Annotated in this window: 25 protein-coding genes, 1 rRNA gene, 1 pseudogene and 1 riboswitch; of the genes and pseudogenes, 9 read left to right on the top strand and 18 right to left on the bottom strand. The window is 36.7% G+C overall.

The window, feature by feature from the left end; genetic code table 11:
- Window positions 1-2: 2 nt before the first annotated feature.
- The 3 genes from cdaA to ACTQ5J_RS11560 all read right to left on the bottom strand — a co-directional run bounded on the left by cdaA (window position 3) and on the right by ACTQ5J_RS11560 (window position 1,945).
- On the bottom strand, window positions 3-851 hold the full coding sequence (gene cdaA, locus ACTQ5J_RS11550; RefSeq protein WP_441753178.1) for a diadenylate cyclase CdaA: 849 nt from the start codon (window positions 849-851) through the stop codon (window positions 3-5).
- A gap of 180 nt (window positions 852-1,031) precedes the next feature.
- Window positions 1,032-1,310, bottom strand: a complete 279-nt coding sequence (gene yidD, locus ACTQ5J_RS11555) for a membrane protein insertion efficiency factor YidD (RefSeq protein ID WP_441753129.1) — start codon at window positions 1,308-1,310, stop codon at window positions 1,032-1,034.
- A 23-nt stretch (window positions 1,311-1,333) separates the two neighbouring features.
- Window positions 1,334-1,945 carry a TVP38/TMEM64 family protein gene (locus ACTQ5J_RS11560; protein ID WP_441753131.1) on the bottom strand — a complete coding sequence of 204 codons (612 nt, stop codon included), beginning with the start codon at window positions 1,943-1,945 and terminating at the stop codon, window positions 1,334-1,336.
- Between the two features lie 178 nt (window positions 1,946-2,123).
- Here ACTQ5J_RS11560 and ACTQ5J_RS11565 point away from each other — a divergent pair, with 178 nt between their 5' ends.
- The 3 genes from ACTQ5J_RS11565 to ACTQ5J_RS11575 all read left to right on the top strand — a co-directional run bounded on the left by ACTQ5J_RS11565 (window position 2,124) and on the right by ACTQ5J_RS11575 (window position 4,183).
- The gene (locus tag ACTQ5J_RS11565) at window positions 2,124-3,227 is read left to right on the top strand and encodes a M24 family metallopeptidase (protein WP_441753132.1); all 1,104 of its coding nucleotides are present in this window, start codon (window positions 2,124-2,126) and stop codon (window positions 3,225-3,227) included.
- A gap of 9 nt (window positions 3,228-3,236) precedes the next feature.
- Window positions 3,237-3,911 (top strand): phosphatase PAP2 family protein, encoded by a 675-nt coding sequence (locus ACTQ5J_RS11570; protein ID WP_441753134.1) that lies wholly within the window; start codon window positions 3,237-3,239, stop codon window positions 3,909-3,911.
- A gap of 107 nt (window positions 3,912-4,018) precedes the next feature.
- Complete coding sequence (locus tag ACTQ5J_RS11575; RefSeq protein ID WP_441753135.1) at window positions 4,019-4,183, top strand: hypothetical protein; 165 nt, start codon at window positions 4,019-4,021, stop codon at window positions 4,181-4,183.
- A gap of 53 nt (window positions 4,184-4,236) precedes the next feature.
- Here the strand turns inward: ACTQ5J_RS11575 and ACTQ5J_RS11580 are convergent, their stop codons facing one another.
- Both ACTQ5J_RS11580 and ACTQ5J_RS11585 read right to left on the bottom strand, forming a co-directional pair.
- Window positions 4,237-4,398 carry a hypothetical protein gene (locus ACTQ5J_RS11580; protein ID WP_441753137.1) on the bottom strand — a complete coding sequence of 54 codons (162 nt, stop codon included), beginning with the start codon at window positions 4,396-4,398 and terminating at the stop codon, window positions 4,237-4,239.
- 29 nt (window positions 4,399-4,427) lie between these two features.
- Window positions 4,428-5,939: an amidase gene (locus tag ACTQ5J_RS11585; RefSeq protein ID WP_441753139.1), complete on the bottom strand. Its 1,512-nt coding sequence runs from the start codon at window positions 5,937-5,939 to the stop codon at window positions 4,428-4,430.
- Window positions 5,940-6,100: 161 nt separating this feature from the next.
- Between ACTQ5J_RS11585 and ACTQ5J_RS11590 the strand changes: the two genes are divergently transcribed.
- Entirely contained in the window at window positions 6,101-7,132 is a 1,032-nt protein-coding gene (locus ACTQ5J_RS11590; protein ID WP_441753141.1) for a biotin--[acetyl-CoA-carboxylase] ligase, read from the top strand.
- Complete coding sequence (locus ACTQ5J_RS11595) at window positions 7,122-7,679, top strand: biotin transporter BioY (protein ID WP_441753143.1); 558 nt, start codon at window positions 7,122-7,124, stop codon at window positions 7,677-7,679. Before ACTQ5J_RS11590 ends, ACTQ5J_RS11595 begins: the two co-directional genes overlap by 11 nt.
- A gap of 140 nt (window positions 7,680-7,819) precedes the next feature.
- Here the strand turns inward: ACTQ5J_RS11595 and ACTQ5J_RS11600 are convergent, their stop codons facing one another.
- Together ACTQ5J_RS11600 and ACTQ5J_RS11605 are read right to left on the bottom strand one after the other, a co-directional pair.
- Entirely contained in the window at window positions 7,820-8,602 is a 783-nt protein-coding gene (locus ACTQ5J_RS11600) for a tryptophan-rich sensory protein (RefSeq protein ID WP_441753145.1), read from the bottom strand.
- Between the two features lie 31 nt (window positions 8,603-8,633).
- Window positions 8,634-9,080 (bottom strand): MarR family winged helix-turn-helix transcriptional regulator, encoded by a 447-nt coding sequence (locus ACTQ5J_RS11605; RefSeq protein WP_441753147.1) that lies wholly within the window; start codon window positions 9,078-9,080, stop codon window positions 8,634-8,636.
- 1,356 nt (window positions 9,081-10,436) lie between these two features.
- On the opposite strand from ACTQ5J_RS11605, the gene ACTQ5J_RS11610 reads away from it, so the two are divergent.
- Window positions 10,437-11,837, top strand: a complete 1,401-nt coding sequence (locus ACTQ5J_RS11610; protein ID WP_441753149.1) for an aldehyde dehydrogenase family protein — start codon at window positions 10,437-10,439, stop codon at window positions 11,835-11,837.
- A 538-nt stretch (window positions 11,838-12,375) separates the two neighbouring features.
- Here ACTQ5J_RS11610 and ACTQ5J_RS11615 read toward each other — a convergent pair.
- From ACTQ5J_RS11615 to ACTQ5J_RS11640, 6 genes are all read right to left on the bottom strand, one after another.
- Window positions 12,376-12,609: a hypothetical protein gene (locus ACTQ5J_RS11615; RefSeq protein WP_441753151.1), complete on the bottom strand. Its 234-nt coding sequence runs from the start codon at window positions 12,607-12,609 to the stop codon at window positions 12,376-12,378.
- A 73-nt stretch (window positions 12,610-12,682) separates the two neighbouring features.
- Window positions 12,683-13,411: an ABC transporter ATP-binding protein gene (locus tag ACTQ5J_RS11620; RefSeq protein WP_441753152.1), complete on the bottom strand. Its 729-nt coding sequence runs from the start codon at window positions 13,409-13,411 to the stop codon at window positions 12,683-12,685.
- A 1-nt stretch (window position 13,412) separates the two neighbouring features.
- A complete protein-coding gene (locus ACTQ5J_RS11625) occupies window positions 13,413-14,414 on the bottom strand; it encodes an ABC transporter substrate-binding protein (RefSeq protein ID WP_441753154.1) in 1,002 nt (333 codons plus the stop codon).
- A gap of 14 nt (window positions 14,415-14,428) precedes the next feature.
- Window positions 14,429-15,205, bottom strand: a complete 777-nt coding sequence (locus ACTQ5J_RS11630) for an ABC transporter permease (protein WP_441753155.1) — start codon at window positions 15,203-15,205, stop codon at window positions 14,429-14,431.
- Window positions 15,177-15,473 carry a thiamine-binding protein gene (locus ACTQ5J_RS11635; protein WP_441753156.1) on the bottom strand — a complete coding sequence of 99 codons (297 nt, stop codon included), beginning with the start codon at window positions 15,471-15,473 and terminating at the stop codon, window positions 15,177-15,179. Before ACTQ5J_RS11635 ends, ACTQ5J_RS11630 begins: the two co-directional genes overlap by 29 nt.
- Before the next feature lie 76 nt (window positions 15,474-15,549).
- Window positions 15,550-15,648, bottom strand: a riboswitch (TPP riboswitch).
- A gap of 61 nt (window positions 15,649-15,709) precedes the next feature.
- The gene (locus tag ACTQ5J_RS11640) at window positions 15,710-15,850 is read right to left on the bottom strand and encodes a hypothetical protein (RefSeq protein ID WP_441753158.1); all 141 of its coding nucleotides are present in this window, start codon (window positions 15,848-15,850) and stop codon (window positions 15,710-15,712) included.
- 1,044 nt (window positions 15,851-16,894) lie between these two features.
- Between ACTQ5J_RS11640 and istA the strand changes: the two genes are divergently transcribed.
- The 3 genes and pseudogenes from istA to ACTQ5J_RS11655 all read left to right on the top strand — a co-directional run.
- Window positions 16,895-18,355, top strand: a complete 1,461-nt coding sequence (gene istA, locus ACTQ5J_RS11645; RefSeq protein ID WP_441753160.1) for an IS21 family transposase — start codon at window positions 16,895-16,897, stop codon at window positions 18,353-18,355.
- Complete coding sequence (gene istB, locus ACTQ5J_RS11650) at window positions 18,349-19,098, top strand: IS21-like element helper ATPase IstB (protein WP_441753162.1); 750 nt, start codon at window positions 18,349-18,351, stop codon at window positions 19,096-19,098. The genes istA and istB overlap by 7 nt, the downstream gene beginning before the upstream one ends.
- Before the next feature lie 216 nt (window positions 19,099-19,314).
- Window positions 19,315-19,587: pseudogene (locus tag ACTQ5J_RS11655) on the top strand (DeoR/GlpR family DNA-binding transcription regulator); the annotation flags it as partial.
- An 81-nt stretch (window positions 19,588-19,668) separates the two neighbouring features.
- On the opposite strand, the gene ACTQ5J_RS11660 reads toward ACTQ5J_RS11655, so the two are convergent.
- The 5 genes from ACTQ5J_RS11660 to rrf all read right to left on the bottom strand — a co-directional run.
- Window positions 19,669-19,962, bottom strand: a complete 294-nt coding sequence (locus ACTQ5J_RS11660) for a putative quinol monooxygenase (RefSeq protein ID WP_441753180.1) — start codon at window positions 19,960-19,962, stop codon at window positions 19,669-19,671.
- A 55-nt stretch (window positions 19,963-20,017) separates the two neighbouring features.
- Window positions 20,018-21,370, bottom strand: a complete 1,353-nt coding sequence (locus ACTQ5J_RS11665; protein ID WP_441753163.1) for a D-serine ammonia-lyase — start codon at window positions 21,368-21,370, stop codon at window positions 20,018-20,020.
- Between the two features lie 142 nt (window positions 21,371-21,512).
- Window positions 21,513-22,280 carry an NAD-dependent epimerase/dehydratase family protein gene (locus ACTQ5J_RS11670; RefSeq protein ID WP_441753165.1) on the bottom strand — a complete coding sequence of 256 codons (768 nt, stop codon included), beginning with the start codon at window positions 22,278-22,280 and terminating at the stop codon, window positions 21,513-21,515.
- Window positions 22,281-22,387: 107 nt separating this feature from the next.
- Window positions 22,388-23,956, bottom strand: a complete 1,569-nt coding sequence (locus ACTQ5J_RS11675; protein ID WP_441753166.1) for a polysaccharide deacetylase family protein — start codon at window positions 23,954-23,956, stop codon at window positions 22,388-22,390.
- A 1,193-nt stretch (window positions 23,957-25,149) separates the two neighbouring features.
- A 5S ribosomal RNA gene (gene rrf / locus ACTQ5J_RS11680) occupies window positions 25,150-25,243 on the bottom strand; the annotation flags it as partial.

The following is a 25,243-nucleotide window of genomic DNA, read 5'->3' on the forward strand; positions in this document are numbered from 1 at the left end:
TATTACTTACCACCTTTCTGAGTAAATTTGGCGGTAAAAAAATTACGAATATCATCGAAAATATCTTGTTCGCTATCATCTTCGTCACTAACCATTAGATTTTGGTCTAATAAAAAGCGTAAGTTCTTCTGATCCAAATCACGGTGCAGATGATCATGTTTTACCATACTGATACTTCCCGTTTCTTCGGATACTATTAACGTCAAAGCATCGGTCACTTCACCCAAACCAATCGCTGCACGGTGACGTGTCCCTAATTCTTTTGGAATCAGACTACTTTCCGAAAGCGGAAGATAACAAGATGCTGCAGCAATACGATAGTTTGAAATAATAACCGCTCCGTCATGCAAAGGAGTGTTAGGAACAAATATATTAATCAGCAATTGATTACTAATTTCAGAGTGCATCACCGTTCCGGTTTCAATATACTCTTCTAGCTTATCGTTAGCTTCAATTGAAATTAGCGCACCAATTTTTCGTTTTGACATGTATAAAAGTGCATTTTCTAAATCATCAATTAATTTTTGACTAGGATTCTTTTGATTGCGACGGTTTCTAAAGAGATTCCGTCCTAAATTCTCAAGCGCTTTTCGTAACTCAGGCTGGAATAAAATAATTGAGGCAACGACTCCCCAAGAAATAATCTGACCAAGCAACCAATCAATGGTTTGCAAACCGAGCGTCGAACTGATGAATTTAGCCGCAATTATGATTGCTACACCTTTTAGCAAATTCATTGCCCTTGTACCGCGTGCATAGATAATTAGACGGTAAATCAAGTACCAAACCAATAGGACATCTAGAATACTAGATAATGGACGATTCGTAAAAAAGTTAATTATCCAATCTATCACAGTATCACCACCTTATTTTCATTTCTCTGTTTTATTATAACATATTCTTGATGAGTCTCTCTTCTAACATCTTTTATTATAACAGTATCAAATCATCCGATAAAGCCTTCAAACATTACAATAAAATAAAAAAAACACTTTAATAGACTTTGAGTCAGCCATTTAAAGTGTTTGGTTTTAATGCGTATGGTGTGTATGGTCACACGTTTCGTTTTTTGAAGGATATTGACGTTTGAATGTGAAATGATCAGGAACGGGATCACGTCCCCCTTTAAAAAATGGATTACATCTCAAAATTCGAACAAAGCCCATTAGGCTCCCTTTTAAAGCACCATGGCGCTCGACTGCTTGAATGGTATAACTCGAACAAGTCGGATAATAACGACAACTTGGTGGAAACGCTGGTGAAATAAACTTCTGATAAAAGCGAACTATACTGATAATTATTCTTTTCATTTACATCATACTTTCTATATGAACTACCAACCAAAAAATAAGTCAGCAAAAAATTTAATAATATTAGAAGACATAAAAGTGAAAACAAATAAAGAAATCGGCCGGTAAAATAGAACCAGTTTGAAAAATTCTTTAAATGACATCTTAGACATTCCAGAAATAATACAGAAAATATCATCTGGAAAAATTGGTAAGATAAAACCTACAATTAACAGCTTCTTAAAGCCGTTCCCGCGGTCCATTCTTTCTTTGTAGCGTAGATAGGTTTTGTCATCAATAAAGGCTAACAAGAAACCTTCTCCGAATCGACGGCCTAAGTAGAAATTAATACTCGAACCAATCAACATGCCAATACAATTGAATACAAACCCCCACCAATGTCCGAAAATTAAATCACCTATCACATTTGTTAAGCCAAAGGGAATAATCGGATAAATAATTTGCGAAATTTGAACGAGTATAAAAATGATTGGACCAAAGAAGCCTAGCTTAATCAACAAATCACCAAAGCCGCCTCCTGGTCTAAAATACGTTGATTGGAGAATAAAATAAGCGCCAATAAGCGTGATGATTATTCCAAGTATGGTTGTTATGCGAATAATTTGTCGCTTTTGCTCTAAAGTTAATGAAAACATACGATTCTCCTTTTGAAAGTAATACATATTTGTTCCAATTATAAGATAAGATAAAAAAAGAAAAAGCGACTTTAGCCTTATTTGTATTCAATACTTTTAACTTTTACGTATTAACCATATAATAACGGTATATGTTATAAAAGCGTTTATAATTAAAATAACACAAAGGAGCGAAATTATGTACCTTAATCGAATAAAAACCCTACTTAATGAAATGAATAAAGAAAATGTCGCTAATTTACTCATTAGCGATCCGACGAGCATCGCCTATTTAGTGTCTTACCACACGTCTCCAGGGGAACGTTTACTTTTACTGGACGTTCAACAAGATGGACGCCTTACCTTGTATCTCAACCAACTCTTTCCAGCTTTTGAGACTCAAGAATTACTTGAGGTGGTTGAAGTTAGCTATTACTCGGACGGAGAGCCTGTTCTTTCAAAGATAGCACAGTGCCTTAAGCTTGGAAAAACTGGGATTGATAAAAATTGGCCTAGTCATTTCTTGTTAGATTTAATGCAAATTGTACCTGACTTCCAACCCGTTAAAGGCAGTTATTTAATCGATCAGTTACGCTCAATTAAAACTGATGATGAACAAGCTGCAATGAGAGTCGCTTCTTTAAAAAATGATCAAGCAATGGAAGAGCTTTTTAAGTTAATTCCTTTAGGGCTACCTGAAGATAAAATGGTTGCACACCTAGCAGGTTTATATTCGGCATTAGGCTGCGAAGGTTTTTCTTTTGAACCGATTATCGCTTACGGTGCTAATGGTGCCGATCCTCATCATGAAACCAATCAAGATCAACCTGATTTAGGGGAGAGTGTCGTCATAGACATCGGTAGTTTTTATCAAGGTTATGCCTCAGATATGACGCGAACCGTCTTTTACGGTCAACCAGATGACGAATCGCTTAAAATCTATCATACCGTTCGTTTAGCTAATGAAGCAGCTATTGCAATGATTAAACCTGGTGTCAAATTTTCAGAAATAGACTTAACCGCTCGTAACATTATTGAAGAAGCAGGTTATGGCCCTCACTTTACACACCGTCTTGGCCACTCGATTGGTCGTGAAGTTCATGAAATTGGGGATGTCAGTCAACATAACCATGACCAAGTAAAAGTCGGAAATGTATTCTCAATTGAACCAGGTATTTATATCCCTGGAAAAATCGGCGTAAGGATTGAAGATTTAGTCATTGTCACTGAGAATGGTTGCGAAGTGTTGAACCATGTGACAAAAGAACCACTCATATTCCAACCCAATCATTTAGAGAAATGAGGCTAGTAAATGGAGACAAATCCCTATTACAGAAGTTTTAAGCATACTCTCTTGCTGAGTTTTGTTTTAGTGATTCCTTTTCTGATTCTTTGCGTGATGGGAATCTTTGACAGCTATATTTTACAAGTGTTTGACACATCAATCGGCAGTTTGTTTTACAATCGTGGGAGCGACTTATTAACAAAAATAGTAATAGCTTTTACTACAATTGGTAACCCAATGTCCGTTGCCCTCATTGTGTTGGCTATCGCAGTGCTTGTTTTAGTCATTCAACGCGATTGGAAAAGCACACTGTGGTATATCCTGACTGTCTTTTTAGGAGCAGCTGTTTTGAACAGCTTAGTAAAAAATGTTTTCCAAAGAGTTCGTCCTGAATTGACTCACTTAATCGAACAAGAAGGTCACTCTTTTCCAAGTGGACATGCTATGGGAGCTGTCATTTATTTCGGAGCACTCGCTTATTTAATCTATTATTTCTCACAGAATAAGTCATCCCAAGTAAAACAAAGCCTAATGGGTTTAACTGTTATTTTTGTTCTTTTAATGGGTATTAGCCGTTTATATTTAGGCGTTCATTACCCAAGTGATGTGTTAGGTGGCTATTCATTGGGCAGTGCTTTTCTAGTATTGGCCATTGATTATCATCGTCGCTGGCTTCATGCAAACAAGTCTTCGAAGTTTTAGCTTGGTACGATATATGCTATAATAAAAGAAAGAAAGTGGCTTAGTTACATCTGTCTAAACATCAGTATTTGTTTGTCTCTACGTATGTCCTCATTAAGGAGATGATAATGATGAATGAACTATTGAAGCAATATTTCGATGCGTTTCATGAATCTTTTCCTGTGTCTGATTTTAAAGGCAGCCGTGAAGAATTAGAAGAAGTACTCCGTCGCTGTATAGAAAGTGGAATCGCTTATCATGACGACTATCTTGGGCCAGAAGAATTTGAATAAAAATAAAGCATTTATAGGCTACGTCACAGTGACTGGCCTATAAATGCTTTTTATTATTTTCTGATACCTGACATACCTACACCAATCGCAATTCCAATCGCGATTCCTACGCCTATATTCTTCATGGCTAAACCAATGACAATACCGACGATTAATCCAATGATAATACCGAAGCCGCTTTTTTTTAGAGGTTTCCCATTTTTATGATGACTCATATCCCCACTCCTCAGTTTTTTTCAGTTTATCACGAATGAGGAGAAATCGAAACAATTTCGCTGTGCAATGCATTTGCTTTTTCCAGTTCAAATGCAATTTCTAACAGTGTTATTTCTTGGCCTTTTCTAGCGGACAGTTGTACTCCTAAAGGCATCTTATTTTCTGTTTCATAAATAGGCAAACTAATGGCAGGTTGCCCCGTTAAGTTCTGTTGCTGTGTAAAAGGAGTATACGCTAAAGACTTCTCAAACATCTCCCAAATCATTTCCTGTTGTTCAGCCGGCTTAAAATCATCGATATTGGACAGATTTTTTTTGACTGCTTGTGTCAAACTGAATTCTTCTTGTAAAGGTGCAATGTTGTTTGTCGCTGGCATCAACAACAAATCAATTTGTTGACTTTCAAAAAAATGTTCTGACATAACGGTTAAATAATCCCAATACGATAGTGCTTCTGTAAAATCGACACCTGTAATTGATAAGCCTGAACGATATAATGCCCAACTCATCAACTCCATATCATCTTTACCTACTTGTCTTCCTAAAGCTTGTTCAATCCTTTTCATCATCGCCGCTGTTTCTACACCGTTCATTTGATAGTAACTCTCCATAGCTTTCACACCGTCTACTTCAGGTTTAGCTTCAACTAGATGATGCCCCAGATCTTCTAAGTACTTAACTGCTTGTTTGACAGCTGATTCTGCTTCAATGCTGACTTTCGTTTGGATTGGAGAGGTCAGTGTAAAAGCGATTTTTAATGGACGTTTAGGAATACTTAATGTTTCTGTTTGAATCATTGGCAAACTAAAGGGTGCTTCTAATTGCTCAACTTGTAAAGCTTTTAACAGGTTAAACGTATCTCTTACTGACTTAGTCAAAGCAAAGTTCACCGAAGCTCCTTGCCAACCTCTGTAACCATTAGGACCTACTGGTATGCGACCTCGTGAAGGCTTTAAGCCAATTAGTCCTGTAAAGCTCGCAGGAATTCTAATCGAGCCACCTCCATCACTGGCAGTGACAATTGGTACTAAACCTGCCTTTAAAGCAGCAGCCGCACCTCCACTTGAACCACCTGGATTTCGTTTCAAATCTAGAGGCGAACTAACAACACCATGCAACTCAGAATCACTAATGTTCTTAAAACCAAACTCTGGAGTATTCGTTCGCCCTACCACTACAAAACCAGCAGCTTCAATTTTACTGACAAACAAATCGGTTTGACTGGGAACATCATTCTGTGTCAAACGAGCGCCACTTGTGCTTAATACCCCGGCTTGATTTTGCCCCAAATCTTTCAAGAGAATCGGCACACCATAAAAAAGCGGTAGGGCAAGTTGATCCTCTTTAGCCATTGCTTCGAATGCTTGATCCATTTCTAGAGCTCGTTTAATGGCACGCTCTTTTTCAACGATTGTTACCGCATTTAAAATTGGATTGAATGTCTCTATATTCTCGAGTGACCTTTGCACTAGTAATTCACTTGATACGATTCCAGCTCGTATTTGTTGTGCGTAGTAAGTAGCATCTTGTGTAAATAGCAAAAATAACACCTCCGTTAATTTAATCATAGTTTAGCACAGTCTAACAGAAACATAAAAAATACAGCCTGCGTTGTCACCTTTAATTTAATTTAGGTTGACGAATAAGCGTCATTCTGTTATTTTTAGTCTAACAAGAAGAAAAGATCAGGAGAAATGAATCGATGAGCGTACAAAAATTAGTATTAGAGTATCTTATGTCGCATCAAAATCAGCCAATATCCGGCCAAGCTTTAGCAGATGAATTTTCAGTCTCTCGCAATGCGGTTTGGAAAGCGATTGAGATTCTTCGTCAAAAAGGCTATCAAATAGTTAGTCAAGGAAACACGGGGTATCAGTTAAAAGGGATGAGTCATCAGTTAGATCCCGAACAAATTCTTCATCAGATTGATGAAATGTGGGAAGGCTTGTACATTGAAAATCATAAAGAGGTAACCTCTACCAACGATTTGGCTAAACAATTTAATATTACAAACAGGGGGCAAAACGGACTATTCATTGCCGAAAAACAAACGCAAGGCCGCGGTCGAAGGGGGCGCAATTTCCATTCTGATTTATCAAAAGGTCTATATTTTTCATTAACCATTAGACCTAAAGTTGATGACCCACAAGATGTGCCACGTTATACAATTGCAGCAGCAACAGCCGTTGTTCAAGCAATCGAAGCACTCACAGATAAAAACATCAAGATTAAGTGGGTTAATGATTTATTTTATAACGGACGAAAAATTTCTGGCATTCTTTCAGAAGCAGTCACTGACTTAGAAACAGGCGGTTTTTCAGCCATTGTTATTGGAATCGGCATAAATTTATCAGGTGATTTTTCAGCCGCATCGCAAGATGTTCAAGACGTGGCCGGCACACTTTTTGGTGAGTCTCTACCTGAGAGTTTTAATCCCAATCAATTTTTGAAAACTTTTCTGAATTATTTTGGTCGTTACCATTTAGATTTATTAGCCCCAGATTTCCTATCTATTTACCGAGATCACTTATTGGGATTAAATCAAGAGGTGACCTATCTTATTAATAAAGAAAAGCACCGCGGAATAATTGAAGGAATCGATACGGACGGCCATTTGCTCGTTCGCCAGACCAACGGACAATTAGAGACACTCATTGGTCAAGAAGTACATTTTTCAAGTAAGCAATTCGCCCAACAAGCAGACACTCAGGAGGATACCCAAGATGAAAACTAGAGATATTACATTATCAGCTTTAATGATTGCAATTCTGGCGATCAGTTCACAACTATCCATTCCGATTGGACCAATTCCGATTACTTTACAAACATTTGCGGTTCTATTGATTGGTATGATTTTGCCTAGCAAACATGCTTTCATCGTCACTAGTGCTTACCTTCTATTAGGACTAATAGGATTTCCAGTCTTTGCGAATGGTTCAGGTGGTATCCAATCATTTTTAAGCCCTGCTTTTGGCTTTGCCATAGGTTTCATCCCAGCAGCCACAGTCATGGCTCGCTTTCTTGAAAAGAAAAACCAACCAAGTTTACCTCATTATCTCATCGCCTCATTAGTTGCAACACTCGTTTTGTATTCAATCGGACTAAGTTACATGAGCTTTATACTCAATGTTGTCCTAGGTGCTCAAATGACCCTACCTCAAGTATTAATGGCCGGCATGTTGCCTTTCTTACCAGGTGATATCCTAAAAGTTTGTCTCAGCATAGTTGTAGCACAAAGACTCAGAACGCCTTTACAAGCAAGCATCAGACCATCCATTTAAGTCGCACGTTTTACACAATAGGACCAACAGCAAGACAAACTTAAAAAAGAGAATATAAAATTAAACGAGCGGAAATATTGAGTGTTACCTCAATATTTCCGCTCGTTTTTGTTTCCATTTAATATAATTTTCTCTTTACTTTAATCGTATTTAACAGGATAAATACTCTTTTGATTCTGATAGAAAGTAAAGAACGAAATTAAAAGTGAAAAAATCAGACAGACAATCGCAACGATTCCTAAGAACGCATCGCTTCCACTTGTGTTAAGTTCCATAAAAATACCGAAAAAGGCCCATGCTATCGGTAATGGAAACGATGCATTCTTTACAATAAATAGCACAAGAAATGTGAATAAAGCCGCAACAACCATTAAAATAGTTGCCCAGTTACTATCTGTTAGCCCCCAACCACCCCAGTTTATTTGAACGAGAAAAGCCGCTACATTGACAACAGACGCAATAAATAGCCAACCTGTGTTTAAACCAATCGTTAAAGGAATAAGCCACTCACGCTTTTGATTTATTTGTTTCAATCGCATCATCATAATACTTAAACTAAATAAATAAGCAAAAATAAACAGTGTAGATAAGCCGATTAATTGATAAGAAAACAATACAATCCAAATCATATTGCTAAGATAGGATAACCAGAGAAATGGGGTAATTCGCTCAATGACTTTACTGTAATAGTGATCCTTATGCTTAACTACCATTGTAATCATGCTTATAATTAACAGACTATAAATGACACTCCAAATACTGAATGTAAAACCAGCTGGTGTGATAAGCGTGTGGTAAGTATCTGAAACTTCCGCTTGAGATGTTCCGTTAATCTGTCCAGTTCCTCCAAGAAAGTTAACAAAAATTGTCAGTAATAACAAACCTAGATTAATCCACGCTTTAGTTTTCGTTTCCATTTTCATTTCAACACCTCCATATTATTGAGTGATGACATCAGAACTTGTGATTAATAGCGTCTAATTGTTTTTGGAGTAAGTCTAATTGTTTCATTAATTCTAGTAAGTTCAGCCCTGCAAAATCACATGCTGCTAAATGCGTTAAAATTGATTTATTAATAGTAGCCTTATGTCCATAAGCTTTCTCTGTTAAGAAAATTAACCGCATTCGTTTATCAGTTTCAGGTGTTTGACGTTTAATCCAACCATTTTCCGTCATACGCTTTAGAATTGGATTCAGTGTTCCTATGCCCATTCCAGTCCGAGCAGCGATGTCAGAAATCGCTACCCCATCCCATAAAGCCAACAAAACCAAATACTGAGAAAAAGTTAATTCAACCGGTATCAGTGTTTGAGAATATAGTTTTCCTATGCCACTAGAGGCCCTATACAAGCGAAAGCATAACTGTTCGTCTAATAGACTATCAAAAATTGTATCGTCCATTTCATCCCCTTTTCTTTAATCCTTGCTTTGCTTCTTTAATTAGTTAAAGCGTTTTTAAATGTATTACAAAAGTTCATCTCTTTAAGCAATCATAATGGTTTGAAGAGATACTGTCCATTATTCTGTGATAAAAGCTTGCAGCTAATCAAACGGTAAGCGACACCCCCATCAACTTAATCAATCCTTTCCTAAAACTTCTCAATGCTCGCATGAAAGTTTTGGACCACTTCCTCCCATAAGCGAATAAAGCGTCATGGAATACTTCCCTCTGGATTTTTATTTACTAGTTCAACTACTTCTCGATCCTGGTTTGCCTCTCTTTCAAAGTGTAAACGACGTCAAATCGTCAGCCAGCCTTTTAACACATGTTCTTTTCCTACCAGTTAAAATTTTTTCTCATAAAATTAAACTTGATATACTTTAGACACTCGAACTGCGCTGGGTAAAAAGCAGTCATATCAATTCCTACAACGATTCCCTTTATCTTTCGTTTCATCATTGTATTTCATTTGACCGCTTTAGCCTATTATATGATAAGTATTGCGCGCTGCACATTAATATCATCGCTATCGTATAATGTATTTTCTATTCTAAATTTTTTAAATACAAGCGCTTAGTTTTTTCGATAGCTAATTCTTTACAAGCACAGTAGCGCCAAGTAAGATTAAAGAAACTCAGACGCATCACTTAATAACATATTAACATATGACTTACTGTGTCAAAATTCATTCGAGCTTACTCGATTAGAAATACAATTTAAACCGCCTGCTCTGAACTTTACTTTCACTTGTTTCTGAATAAAACACATCCTCAACGAGGCCATCATATTTTATTTTTTCAAAAGACTCTGAAAGTTGTTCAACACTGTGATTGATAGCCATCATTTACTCTTGAAGCTAATGATAGGCTAGGCTAATGTCTTAAAAATTAATCAGACTTGAATATTTCTAGGTAATGAAAACATTAAACCTCTGTCAATCTAATTAACAGTCCTGACAAATCTTTTACAGCATTAGATTATAAAATAATAGAAAACAAAACCTTTGACACACTAGAAAGAATAAGGCTGACAAACTTAGCCGAACGCATAGTAAACAAGCCTATAGGTAACGTAATGTATATGTAAAATCAGACTGTCCTCCATCAGATCTCAATGTATGCCGACCTTTCTAAACAAAAGAAACATCAGGGGGTCAATCCACCATGAAGTGTCACTTACATGATTCATTGTAAGCGATTGAAAGAACAATCAAACTAAGTTGTGACACTATATTGCCCCAATGTGGCAATAATATCATGGTAATATTCTTAAAAATAAGTGACAAATGAATTCAATAATAAAGGAGTGGAGTAAACATGACAAAAACATTTATGCCCAATGTATTGGAAACTGTTCAAAAGATGCAAAGATTGCGTAGTCGAACGCTCGGCAGTCGCGGTTTATCTTTACGTCTTGACGCGTTAAACCAGATAAGGAGACTACTAGTTGATCATGAAGATCGTTGGCTTTTGGCTTTAAAAGAAGACTTAGACAAACCCCTTTTAGAAGCTTATGCAACTGAGATAGCCTTTTTACTAAATGAATTAGAGGATACCATAAAACACTTGGCTAAATGGATGAAGCCGGTTGTCAAACATCGATTATTAATTAGTGGTGCAGAAAAAACAAGCGTCACTGCAGAGCCATTTGGAAGTGTACTAATACTTTCACCTTGGAATTATCCTTTACAACTCGCACTGGGCCCTGTGATTGGAGCACTTGCCGCAGGTAATGGGGCTGTCTTGAAACCCTCTGAGTCTGCTCCAGCTGTCAGTCGGTTACTAGCTGAGCTTGTGCCACAGTATCTGGATCCGGATTTACTTTATGTCGTTGAGGGCGACGCTGATGTTGCGAAAACTTTAACTGATATGGAATGGGATTTTGTGTTTTTTACAGGAAGTCCGCAAATCGGAGCGAAAGTCTATCAAGCGGCGGCAAAGCATTTAACTCCAGTTGCTTTAGAGCTTGGTGGCAAAAATCCTTGTATTATTGACGAAACAACTATGAATGAAGAGACGATTAAACATATTATATGGAGTAAATTTTTGAATGTTGGACAAACTTGCATTGCTCCCGACACCATCTTCGTACCACGTTTATTCTATCAACAATTTTTAGAACAAGCCAAGCAACAGATCGTTGATTTTTATGGCGATACCCCTATCAAGTCACCTGACTATGGGCGAATTGTACATAAACAGCATTTAGCAAATTTAACACGTTTTTTAAAGGATGGCCAAGTGTACTACGGCGGAGAAATAGATGAAGCAACGCGCTTTATGGCTCCCACTTTAATGACTGATGTCAAAGAAGGGAGTGCATTGGCTGAGGAGGAAATTTTCGGTCCAATTTTACCGATTATTCCCTACGATTCGATTGATGATGTGATTAAGCAATACCAGACACGACCTGTTCCGTTAGTAATCTATCTCTTTACTAAAAATAAGAAGATGGTTCAGTATGTACAAGAGCGACTAGAAAGCGGAGCTTTGAGTATTAATCAATTAATGGTGCATGTGACTAGTCCTAATACACCATTTGGTGGTAAAGGGCAAAGTGGCTTAGGTAATTATCATGGTGAGGCCAGTTTTAAAACCTTCACCTACCAACGAACTTTATATCAAAAAAAAATGCCCTTTAGCTTACCTCAACAATTCCCACCTTATAGTAAAGTAGCTTTATCTGCCTTAAAACGTTTTAGACGAATTGTCTTTTAAGGAGATTCTTGAAGCTCTCACTTTATCTTTTAAAGTGTCTCTTCTCGTTTACAAGCAATTGGGAAGTGCTTTAGAGGGTAGGTTTATTTAACAGGACTGCCTGTTTGGAAAATTGGAATGAAACTATTTAATATAATTTCTGCTCATAATGAATCAAACGGATGAGTTTTAATAAAGTTCTTAGCTACTTATAAAAGCTATTCCTTGAAACACTTGGATTTAGAAATCGATACGACTCAAGAAACAACGAAATATTGTATTCGAGACATTTATTTTTCGCCAACTTGCTTATGAGAACCTAGCCAAATCATGATTAGATATGTCAATCATAATTCGTGTGTTAACAGATTCCTCCTCTTTGATAGCTTGTCACACTGTGAAACTCGGAAAATGTTATACGTTGGGTAATTAAAAAAATGTAGGAAAAGCGACAACTTTATTTTGCGCTTTTCCTACATTTTATTATTGTCCTTTACACTTCAAGTTCAAGTCTATGACATCTCGTCATGTATATAACCTCATAATATAACTTTTAACACTACTGTTTTACTTTATGATTTGCACGTGCTCCTTTGTTCCTCAACCCTTTGACAGTGAATTGAAGCAATTTGACAAAGAGATAGACAAGCAAGTATATCAGTAAGAATAATAAATATTCTTGCCAAATACTCTCTTTGACATCCACTAAGTCTGTCCGCTCTAGGATTTCTTTGCTTAAAAATGTGACTGTGAAAATACACAATGACATCATCGCATTCATCAATCGTTTCATTTGAACACCGCCTTGTTATAATTTTATTGTTAAATAGATTATAACAGGTAATCTATGAAAAAAATCAAGGATCTTAGTTTTCTAAAGCATCTAGTAAAATACGCTTATATTCAAGAAAGACTGGACTAAAAATAATCTCTTCAAAATCTTCCTTAGCTAAGTCCACGTCAAGTGTTAATACTACTTCACCTGGTTGACCTTTCAGCACATAAATTTTATCGCAAAGAATTAAGGCTTCTTCTACATCATGTGTGATCAATAAAGTTGACCAATTCATTTTACTTTTAACTCCATGAAACCAACGATGCATTTGCCGACGAGTGATAGCATCCAAAGCTCCAAAGGCTTCGTCGAGTAACAACCATTCTCGCCCAAAGTTAATCGTTCTTAAAAAAGCAATTCTCTGACGCATCCCACCACTTAATGAGCTAGGATAATAGTTTGCCCATTTTTCTAATTCAAACTCTTTTAATAAATTTTCTGATCTTAAACGCGACTCTTCTTTTGAATAGCCTTGAATAAGCAAGGGTAACATAATATTTTCAATGACTGATTTATGTTGGAAAAGCATATCCTTTTGTAGCATATAGCTTATTTTCCCTTTTATTTGATCAGTCCCATCTATTGTGATGCTACCAGATTGCAATTCTAAATTACTGGCGATCAAATTAAATAACGTTGTTTTACCTACACCACTTGTTCCTAGAATACCAACAGTCTGTTGTGGTTTGACAGTCATATTCACATCATGTAAAACAGAATGATGTTCGAATTGATAATTAATTTTTTGAATAGTTAACACGTTAATCCTCTAAATATTCATTTGTAAAATAGTTACCTAGTGTCAAATCAACCTCAACTAAATCATTTTCATATAACCACTTATAAAATTGATTCCATCTTGATTCGTCTATATGTCCCCATTGTGATGGTTCTTCTGCATATTGCTCACTAATCCATATTTGAGAAGCGAGCACCATGTCTTTTTGGCTCTCCAATTCTGGTGCATTTTTGATTAGAATCTCAGCCGATTCTTCTGGATGCTCCATAGCATACTGATAGCCTTTTTTAATCGCTTGAATGACTTTCGTCGCTTGATCTCCTTGCTGTGACAAATAATCATTATTAGCAATTATAATGGGTGAGTAAAAATCTAATGCTTCAGCATAATCTGCGAAGTAAAAGAAATTACTTGCTACCTCTTGATAGTCAGCCATTATTCCATCCCATGCATAATAAATCCATGCAGAGTCAAACATCTCGTTGGCTAGACCTACCACAGAATTATCTGCTTGGTTAGGTACTAATTTGACAGCGTCATAATTTCCACCTTCTTGATTCACCAAAAATTTAATCATTGCTAATTCAATTGGGTCATTCCAAGTACCATAACTTTTGTCAGTTAAATCTTGAGGTGCTTTAATTTCAGCAGCTTCATTTGAAATGACTCCTGACGTATTGTGTTCTAGAATAGCCGCGACAGCTGTTACTGGTAAACCACCCGCAAAACGCGATGCAATTGAATCTTGGAAACTAATACCAAATTCTGCTTGGCCTAAACCGACTAATTCGGTTGTACTACCTTCTGGTGGTCGTCTAATTGTGACATCTACGCCTGCTTCTGTAAAATAGCCTTTTTCAACTGCTACATATAAACCAGTATGGTTGGTATTGGGTACCCAGTCTAAAATGAAATCGACAGAGTCATTTTCAGCGACAGCAGATACAAGTGTTACCTGGCTAATTGAGAATAATAAACTTAATGTAATAACTGATTGTACAAGTAGATTAAACATTTTTTTCATTTATGATAGCTCCCTTAAAATCTTATCTTACGTTCTCTATACATCCATGGGATAAACACTCTTTCTAAAAGCGAAACAACCCACATAAAAAACAGACTAATTAACGAAATTAGAACAATAACTGCGAACATTTTGTCATAAGCAAATGCTTTTTTAGTTTGAATCATGTAAACTCCTAAGCCTTCAAAGCCCCCCAGCCATTCAGCTACGACTGAACTGACAAAAGCATAGGAAACACTGACACGTAACCCACTAAAAAAATATGACAAACTATTGGGTAATTTGACATGTAAAAGAACTTGCCATGAATTTGCTCCCATTAATTGCAACAAGCGAACAGCGTCTTGATCACTATTAGCAAATCCATTTAAAATACTAATAATAATTGGAAACAGTGTGGTTAAAACAACCAAAACAATTTTAGGTGTCATATCATAACCTAGTAACAATACTAATATGGGTGCGATAGCAACCGTCGGTATCGTTTGAGTCACAATTAACATTGGATAAAGTGCTCGATTTAACCATTCGATTAAATCCATTACAATTGCTAATATAAAAGCCAAAACAATTCCGATTCCTAAACCAATAAAGGCTTGTAATAACGTCACTCGGCTGTTGTCCCAAAGATTGGCACGATCATTAACTAATGCTGTAATTATCTGACTTGGAGTGGGAATGATGAATCGTGGTAGCCACCCCATGTATCCGCTAAACTCCCAAAGTAAAATTAGCGTCAGTCCAAAAATTAATCCTGCATATTTATTGGCGATGTTTTGATACTTTTTCATCGATACCCAACACTTGCCCCTCTGCGTCATAGCTAATTTTAACGTTTGTAAAAATTTTGTGATGGTGTGAACCGGCTACTTCAATCGCACCTTTTAATATAGCCATCAATTCATCAAATTCACCCTCAATAGTGGTTTCAAAAGCACTTACCTCAATACTTTTAGCATTCACTCTCAAATAGTCGATTACCTTATCGACCGTATTAAGAACTGTTGCTTGATCCGTTTGCTGTGGTAAAATTTGAATAGCTAAACTACAATTTGACATACAAAAAAAACCTCCCTATTCTTTTCACACAAATGCGCAAACATAGAAATAGACAAGTTTATCCACCATAATATATATATGAAATAAACCACATCCCTACGTAAGTGTTAACTTAATCAGGTTATTAGAGTTCGGGCAAGTCCCATCTCAGCATATTGCACCCCTTGTGTGTTGAAGCCATCATAGCATAAGATAATTCCAAGTACAAGTTAAGCAAACAAATCCGTTGGGACTGATTATGAAAAATCAATCCCAACGGGTCCATTAGTCTTACAACCATTATTTTGCTCATGAATGGTTACACCTTTTACCCCACGGGTCACCGTTCCTGTGGGAGAAGGATTTTCTGGTATATTCCTCACTTTAATCGCAGACAATAAAGCCACCGTTTGTCATAAGATTATATATGGCAGAACAAGGTAAGCATCTGGCACATGTTTTTGTCCTTGCGTGATGTTAAAACCGTTCATGGCCATCTGATCTATTTGTTCAACTTGAACAGGTAAAACTAAAGCGGCTAGTTGATCACCTGTTACTTCAGATATAATATCTAAATCATATTGTCTCGTATACTCATCATTTGAGACAAAAACGAAAATAAGTGACTTTTCACTGATAAAAGATGTTGGACCATGACGAAAGCATTGAAGAGTCGAAAACAGTCGTTACTTTACCAGCGGTCAATTCTAAAATTTTAAGTTGAGCTTCTCGAGCAAGCCCTAAAAACTTCCAGAACCCCAATCTATCACGCGGTCAACGTCAGTTTTCACGATTACTTAAACCTCTCTAGAAAAGACTGTACTTGCCATCTTTATTACTGATTTTACATAATCTTCTTCGTCAGTATTATTTGTCATGTCAAACGTTAAAAGAGCTGTCAAAGGTATGCGTATAAAACTCCCTGTCGTAGCGAAACCTTAATCGTTTGATGTAGACGGCTGTAAAATCATAAGGTTTTTATCGTCATCTACAGCGGCTTCACTTTCAGGTGAGTTACCGCTTCTTGCCATCATTCTGATTGCTGTTTAATTTCACGCGTTATAATTTCAGCGTCTAATGAGACTAATTCATCTGTAGTTAAATCACATATACTTTCAAACTCCTATATTTCATCTTAATATTCAATCTGGCTTGTCCATGAGGTCGTAGTTCTTTGAATGACTTCATTTAAATTTTGAATGCTTTCGCGACCTTTAATTTGCAATCATTTGACAGCGCTTATTGACCACCCGATATAAATCCATCGACTGAAAGCTTCCAAATTGCTCGAGCCCATAATACGTCATTAACGCGATATGTTTGTTGTAATCTAAAAGTGGTCCATTTCAGTGGCAAGTTGCTATTGAAAAATGGTCCACTTATTTTTATGCTTTTAAGTATAAATCATTTATATTTGGAGGCAATTAGGAGTGATTACTTTTATGAAGCAGTATGAAATCATTAATTTGTATCGAGATGGGGTTTCTTTTCGAAAGATAGCTCAAAGGTTGGACGTGGATCGGAAAACAGTCAGTAAAATTTGTCATCGTTATCAGGAGGGATTAGAGGCAGTCATACACTCTCAGTCAGAAAAAGAGCTAGAAGAAGCAACGCATCAAGTGGTTAGCTCTCATCAGTATAATACGAAAAACCGAACGACTCGTACGTTCACGCCAGAAGTTGATCAGTTAATGCGAGATATTTATCAACAAGAGAAAATCAAAAATAGACGGCTAGGCTCTCACAAACAAGCGCTTACCGCTAAAGCAGTCCATGAACTCATTACTGACGCAGGACATTCAATTGGGTATCGTACAGTGGCGCACTACTGGTCAAAATTAAAAGAAAAAACAAGAGAAGCTTATATTCGTCAAGAATACCCCTTAGGACATCGAGTAGAATTTGACTTTGGTGAAGTGAAGTTAGAAGTTGCAGGCAAAGTAGGTACTTATTATTTAGCTGTTTTGGCCTGTCCAGCCTCTGGTTTTCATTGGGCTTATCTTTATACTAATCAAAAACAAGCAGTCTTTCAGGAAGCACATGTGCAGTTCTTTGAGTTAGTTGGGGGTGTCTACCGAGAAGTAGTCTATGATAATATGCGCAACGTCGTCACCCGTTTTATTGGCAAGAATGAAAAGGAATTAAATGAATCCTTGCTTAAACTGTCCTTATATTACGGCTTTGACATCAATGTGACTAATTGTTTCAGTGGGAATGAAAAAGGCACTGTAGAAGGACGTGTCAAATCAGTACGACGAGCTATCTTCAGTAAAGTTTATCAGTTTCAAAACTTAGAGGCAGCGAGAGACTATCTAAGTCAGGGGTTAATTCAATTAAATCAAACTAGCCAAATTAAGGTCGAAAGGGGATCCCTACTTGCTTACCGTCCGCCTTACGAAGTCGCAACCGTTCATCAATGTCGGGTCAATAAATATTCAACCATTCAATTTAAAACCAACCATTATTCAGTTCCAGACTATCTCGTCCAGCATCAAGTACAAGTAAAAGAATACGCGGAATACTTATTAATCTACGCAAACCATGAAGAAGTTTGTCGGCATCAAAAAATAGAGGGCTCTCATCAATATCAGCTTGACATATACCACTACCTCAAGACGTTGATGAAGAAACCAGGTGCTTTAAAGCATTCAAAAGCTCTAAAAAACAATCCCGATCTCGAAACCCTCTACTACCAACATTATAAAGGAAACGCCAAGTTTTTTATAGAACAGCTCTCCAAGTTTAAACAATTATCTCATCAGGAATTACTAAAACAATTGAAACGAGCTTCATTGAAACAACCTATTACAAATGGGTTTGAGCGTAATCAGGTCATTCTAGAAGTAGAATCAAATCTTCAACGGTTAAACAAACTTTATGGATTAGAGGTGACGTCATGTTAAGTATAGAAGTGGCAGCAAAGGAGCTTAAACTAGCGTATACAAAGACTCAGTTTCAAGAGCATCTTACGCAAGCGAACCATCGAAATTTGACTTTTGAGGAAGCTTTAACAGAATTATTGAATGCGGAAGTAGAAGATCGACGCAATAGAAGTTGCGAACGACGTATCAAACAAGCGAAGTTTCACCAGAAAAAATACTTGATGGATTTTGATGATCTAGTGTTTGAAGATAAGACGCGGCAACAATTACGTGAATTAAAAACACTTCAATTTATAGAGGCTAAAGAAAACGGCATTTTAATAGGCAACCCAGGAACTGGCAAAACTCACTTTAGTATCGGGATAGGTATCGAAGCTTGTCTAAAAGGTTATCAAGTACTTTTTGTGAATGCCCCAAACCTTGTGATTCAATTAAAGGAAGCAGTGAGTCAAAGTCAATTTATGCGTTTTAAACGAAGGTTTGAACGAGTTGATCTCGTGATTGTCGATGAGTTAGGTTATCTATCTTTTGACGAAGCAGGAGCTGAATTACTCTTTAATTTATTATCTAACCGCAATGATCGTGGTTCTCTTTTAATTACCACAAACCTTACCTTTGATCGTTGGCAAGAGTGTTTTAAAGATCCAACCTTAACTGGGGCTTTAGTTGATCGCTTAGCCTATCAAGCACATGTCGTTGATATGCGAGGTGATAGCTACCGGATTAAGCAAACTAGCGAATGGATGAATCAGTTAATTAATTAATAAACAACCAGCCAAATGGACCATTTTTCAATAGCAAGGTGGTCCATTTTTCAGTTGACATTAACACGATATCTGCTTCATTAGCACACTCTAGAGTGTGTTGGAACAATTCAGCATAGATTCCTCCATCTTAGTGTTTAATAAATTTCAATTCGACTCTCGTTTTGAGCTCATATTAATAGGGGGTAATTACCACCCTTTTACAGGAGCTTTTTTGGCAGTATTACTCGCACGATATTACGAGACATTCATGTTGATAAGTCCTTTATTAGGGTCAACGCCATTCATCAGAATAACCTTTACAATGCGAATACTGATGAAGGAATTATCGAGCGTTTTATATTAGAAAACACAGGAAAAACCTATATTGTTGCAGAAAAAAGCAAATTCAATCAAACCGCTTTTTATCATTGTTATGATCTTTCTTTAGCAGTTATGTTGCTAATTGATCGTCAATTTTCTAAAGATTTACTGACAAGTTACTCATAATTCGTCAAGGTCAAACCTGCATAATGCAACTATAACACCTTGGACATTCTAAAAATGAATGCGCCAAGGTGTTATAGTTTACTAGAATGAAGCCTTCCCTTCGATTATTATTAAGACCGGATCATTACTCATTGTAACAATCAATGGTTTTGCTTTTTCGATTAAATTTTTAAACACATCGAGTTCTAATGAAGCACGGTGAGCCGCTTGATTCTCCCACAATTCATGCATATAAACAGCGTCAGGTTCTTCTTCATTCACACCAACGAAATAACAGTAACAGTTATCCACAGCTTCCATTGCTTTGGAAGCTTCTAATAAATACTGTCTTAATAAGGCGTCTTTACCGGAACTGGCGACAAAATTTCCGTTAATAGATTATCTATTTATCTCATTATCCTTCTCATCACAAAAACTTCTTCAGTATTGGTTATAAATATTGCTCGACTGCATTATAAAACGCTCGGCGATCAGCTTCTGGCACCATACTTCCTCCGGTTGCCCACGATATGTGATTTGCCTCTTTCATTTTGTTTTCCAAGCCTTTTTCTTTAATATAAGCTTGCCCCTGAACACTACTAAACAAACGGGCGGGGCCGGTCACTCCGACGACAGCTGCCGGCTCTAACGCAATCTCTTTTATATCAACTAATTTTCTTAAGAATGTAAAATTGTCTTTTTCAGAAACGGTATACCCGCCATCAAAAAAGTCATGCATTAATTTTGCCACAAAGCCCGATGTTCTTGGAACGGCTAAACCATCCATATTTGTTAAGCTGCCATCAATATTAAAATCCTCAATCGACACTTGATCATACTCTTTGGTCATTAAGCCAATTAACATCGACGGCATTTGAGTAGGTTCTGCGAAAAAGCAATGAACATTGTCACCGTACACTTGCTTCAAACCGAAAGTGATTCCTCCTGGACTCCCTCCAATACCGCAAGGTAGGTAGACGAATAGTGGGTGGTCCTCATCGACTTGGATATCCATTTGACTTAATTGTTCTTGCAGACGATTACCCGCGACCGTATACCCTAGGAAAAGTTCCTCTGAGAATTCATCATCTATAAAGTAGGACGTCTCGTCTTGTAGCGATTGGCTACGCCCCATCTGAACGGCTTGTGTAAAGTTTGTTTCATGCTCCACGACTTTAACGCCACGTGAACGTAATAAGTTTTTCTTCCATTCTTTTGCTTCAACTGACATATGAACCGTTACTTCAAAGCCAAGTTTAGCACCCATGACCCCTACACTAATTCCTAGATTACCGGTCGTTCCTACAACAATACGGTAGTTAGAGAAGAAATCTTTAAAAGCTTGACTAGCAAATTTAGTATAATCATCTGTCTCTGAACTTAACATTCCCTGCTCTAAGGCAAGGGCTTCTGCATGCTTCAGAACTTCATAAATGGCTCCTCGCGCCTTGATTGTACCCGCAATAGGAAGTAAATCATCACGTTTTAGCCATAAATGTCCATCAATTTTGGTTTGATAATAAGATTCTAATTCATCTTTTATTTCATCAATCGAGCTTAATTTAGATTCAATCAAACCCTTAGCCTCTACCGTTTCAGGAAATGCTTCCATAATATAGGGTGCAAAACGAGCTAAACGATCCTCAGCATCTCTTATATCTTGCTTAGTAAACTTTGTTCTTTGATCCGCTTCCTTAAAATTAGGTTTAGATGTATTACTTAAAAATACCCGCTTTGTGTCAGCCACTTCTTTTAAATAAGGCACACTTTCTAACATTGATTTAATCTTTTCACTTACAATCATTTTTATCCTCCTGCGTCACAATACTTAATAAACTCAGTTTATCAGACTAAAGAGAAGAAAAAAACAGCTCTAAGTGCTTCTAACGAAACTATCATATAAAACAAACATCTACCGTTCGGTTTTTATGCTTAATTGTCAACTTCTAAACGGTTGGCTCATTCTTTTGTATCTCCACTTCAGCCATGTCGAAAGCATTATCTTTAGGTTCATAGCCAATTAAAGTTTTCAATGATTCGATTTCTAAACGATTGAAGCTATTGTTTGATATTCCATTAACAATTAGAAAAGGTTCTGACAACTCTGTGTTTAAACAACAATCAAGCAAATGATTGAAGTCATTTTCTGTAATAATTTCAGCCAAACCATTTAGATTAATTTCCTTAGAAAACTTTGAACCGGTTGTCGAATAATTACCGATTCGAATACCAATCGCTTCTATTCCTTTTTGATAAGCATAATAATTTGCAACTGATTCCATATATAATTTCGAAATACCATAATAACCATCAGGTCTGGTTGGATCATTGACCTGTATTTCTTTACCTTCTGGATAGCCATCTACCGCATGCACAGAACTCGCAAATACTATTCTTTTTAGCTTGCTCGCTTGTTCTGCATATTCAAATAACAGCTTAGGAATAATGAAGTTAGGTTGCCACACTTCTTCAAATTTGGCAAAGGCATCGGGATTACCCGCAAGATGAACAATGTACTCAATATCCTCTAACAAGCCCTCCCAAGCCTCGCTATTATCCAAATCAATTGCTATTTTTACTGCATCGAGTGCTAAATTTTCAGGATAATCATCAAAGTTACGATCGACTAAAGTTAAATGATAATCCCCTTCTAAATGCTTGGTGATAGCCTGGCCAATTGTACCTGCAGCTCCAGTAATTAACAATTTTTTCATTATCTTGCCTCCTGATTTATTTCGTTATTCACTTTTAGTATAGCACTTTGACTCTTTTAATAAAAAAAATAAAACCTCTACTCTTAAGTAAAGGTTTTAATATTTATCTATTGTTCCGTATAATAACGCAGATCAAAGCCAACTTCCGTAGGTGCGACAAATTCATACCCTTGATCTTTTAATACTGGAATTAACAAATCAATGACATCCGGTGTCGCTTGATGGGTATCATGCATCAATAATAAAGAATTCGGCTGTAAGTTCTCCATAATATGATTGTAAGTTAATGTCGTATCTTGGTAATACCAGTCCATCGAATCTATATTCCATAAGATCGATGTCATATCATCCATTAAATCAATTACTCTTTTACCACCTGCTCCAAAAGGTAAACGATAAATAGTGGGCCATACTCCTGTGACATCATGAATTGATTCTTGTGTCCATATAAATTGCTTGACAACCTCTTCATCGGACACTGTACTTAAATCGGGATGATTATAAGTATGATTCGCTATCGTATGCCCATCAGAGACAATTCGGCGGGCGACTTCTGGGAACTCATCAACATAGGCTCCCATGACAAAGAATGTCGCCTTTACGTCATGTTTAGATAAAACATCTAATAACTGTGTCGTAAATTCCTCATTCGGCCCATCGTCGAACGTTAAAGAAATAAGTTTTTCACTCACTTGTATTTCCCCTTCAAAGTAATAAACTAACGTATCTGTCCAATAAACTTCTTCCCAAAAAGTCGAATCATACTCTCCCATTTCTAAGCCACTCACAATGATATCTCCTACCTTATTTGCGTAAGATTGAAGTTGTTCATATAACTCTACTACTTTTGGTTGTTTACTATAGTCTGTTAATTGTAATTCAACCGCCTGTATTGCATTTATAACATCCAATAATTGTGAACGATTTTTTATACTTTTGGGTAAATTATTAATGGAAGTCTGAGCAATTTCGGTATATGCTACAACTGAATCAGCGTACTGATACAAAGACTTAATTTCTGCTGATAACAAATCACTCAACTGTTGATTCTGATTAGCTTCGAACGCTGCATGCTTTTCGTCAAGTAAACTTTGCGTAACAGATGCACGAACAAGTAATTCATCGGCAGGCAATACCTGATTTCCTTGTATGATTAAATCGTCCTGTTCATAAATAGTGCTTAATTCATTGATTGCATCGTACATTAATTGAGCTTGTTCATAACTTTCTTTATAAACCGATTGATTCTTATGACTTAAATCATCAATCGCTTCTATGGCTTTCACAAAATCAAACTTTGAAAGTTCGGGATTCAAAAAAATATGTTGTTCATCCATGAATAAAGCCTCTACTGCTTCATCAGCACGAGCGATTTGTTCCTTTGAATCACCAAGTAAGCCAGATAAAATAAATATAAGTAATGAAATTCCAATAACTGCTATAAGAGTCAGTAGAATATTTTTGCTTTTAATTAGTCTTTTATCTGTTCCCGCATTAGCTTTATAAGTATCTGCACTTTTAAACTTTTCAGCGATAGTTAATCCATCTAAATCAGTAGCGTCTTCACTTATTCGTTTACTTTTAACAGTCTGATTATCAATGGTGGCTTGCTTGTCAGCTGTATCAACTGAATCTTTACACCTACCAATTTCCTTGTCTATATCTTCACGATTCATTAACCATTCGCCTTCCTTAATAAATATTTCGGGTATTAAAAAATACCATTTTGTAAATTATATCACAAAATATATCCACAACGCATTCAAAGTTGCAACTATATAAAAAAAGTCAATATACTTACATGAATATCAACAAACTATAACCCCTGAACTCCCGAGACTCATAACGATTAATCCTGTGCTAAAGATTGATATTATCATCTTTAGCAACACGTTTTGTTTCCAAAAACTTCGTTATGTGTTATTAATATCATCATAACGAGGTGAGAAAAAATGTCAAAAGAAAAACAACCCACTATTATTAAACAACACGATAAACGCAGTGGACAAACGCATCTGTATGAATCGATGTCTTATTGAGATCCAAAAAAACAATCGCGAGCTAAGCGAAAACTGATTGGGAACTAAAACCCGAGACAGAAGAAGTGGTACAAAGCGATGGCCAGATAACAAAGAAAAAATCTGACGTGAGGCCTTTGCCTCCTTTAGCAGAAATCCAACGCGTTCTATGGTGCGACGGATGTTTTAGCGCAATTCGTGAAACAAGTCAGTTTAACAGACGACTTAAAAGTTATTTTTACAAATGATTATGCCTCTCTAAGATAACTAAACGAATTGAAAGTGGGGTCTTAGTCAAGATTAAAGAAGAAGCAGTAGAAGAAAAGTTAACGTATGCGTGCTACTTCGTTCTATTATCCAATAGTCGCATGACGCGTGCCCAAGTGTTGCGCCATTACCGTGATAAAGATCAAGTGGAGAAGGCCTTCATGAATCTAAAAGTTAGGTTAAACATGCGTCGCTTGAGAATGTCATCGCAACCTGGATTGGAAGGTAAACTCTTTGTCCGATACCTCGCCTTAATTTTAGCACCAGAACTAGAACATCGTATTGAGCAGGCAAATCTGTTTAAAGACTATAAGTTGGATGAAGTGTTGAAAGCATTTAATCACGTTGAATGTTTCATCCACTCATCCTTTAGTAAGATAATCGGCGAAATCCTCCTAAAAACAAGAAACGTTATATGAACAACTCAGTCTAAACATCTCGTCTCGTTAGGAGTACGGGATGTTAGGATAAAACATAAGAGCCACCAAATTTTCAATGAAAATACAAAAAAACCTTTAGTCGAATGAACAACTAAAGGGATTCAAAATTAAAACTGAATTGTTGTCTAATAACATACAACACTTGCGTGGCAACGTCCTACTCTCACAGGACCAAAGGTCCAACTACCATCGGCGCTAAGAAGCTTAACTGCTGTGTTCGGCATGGGAACAGGTGTAT

Origin of the sequence: Fundicoccus sp. Sow4_F4, from assembly GCF_052116145.1 — a bacterium.
In the GTDB taxonomy this organism is placed as follows: domain Bacteria; phylum Bacillota; class Bacilli; order Lactobacillales; family Aerococcaceae; genus Fundicoccus.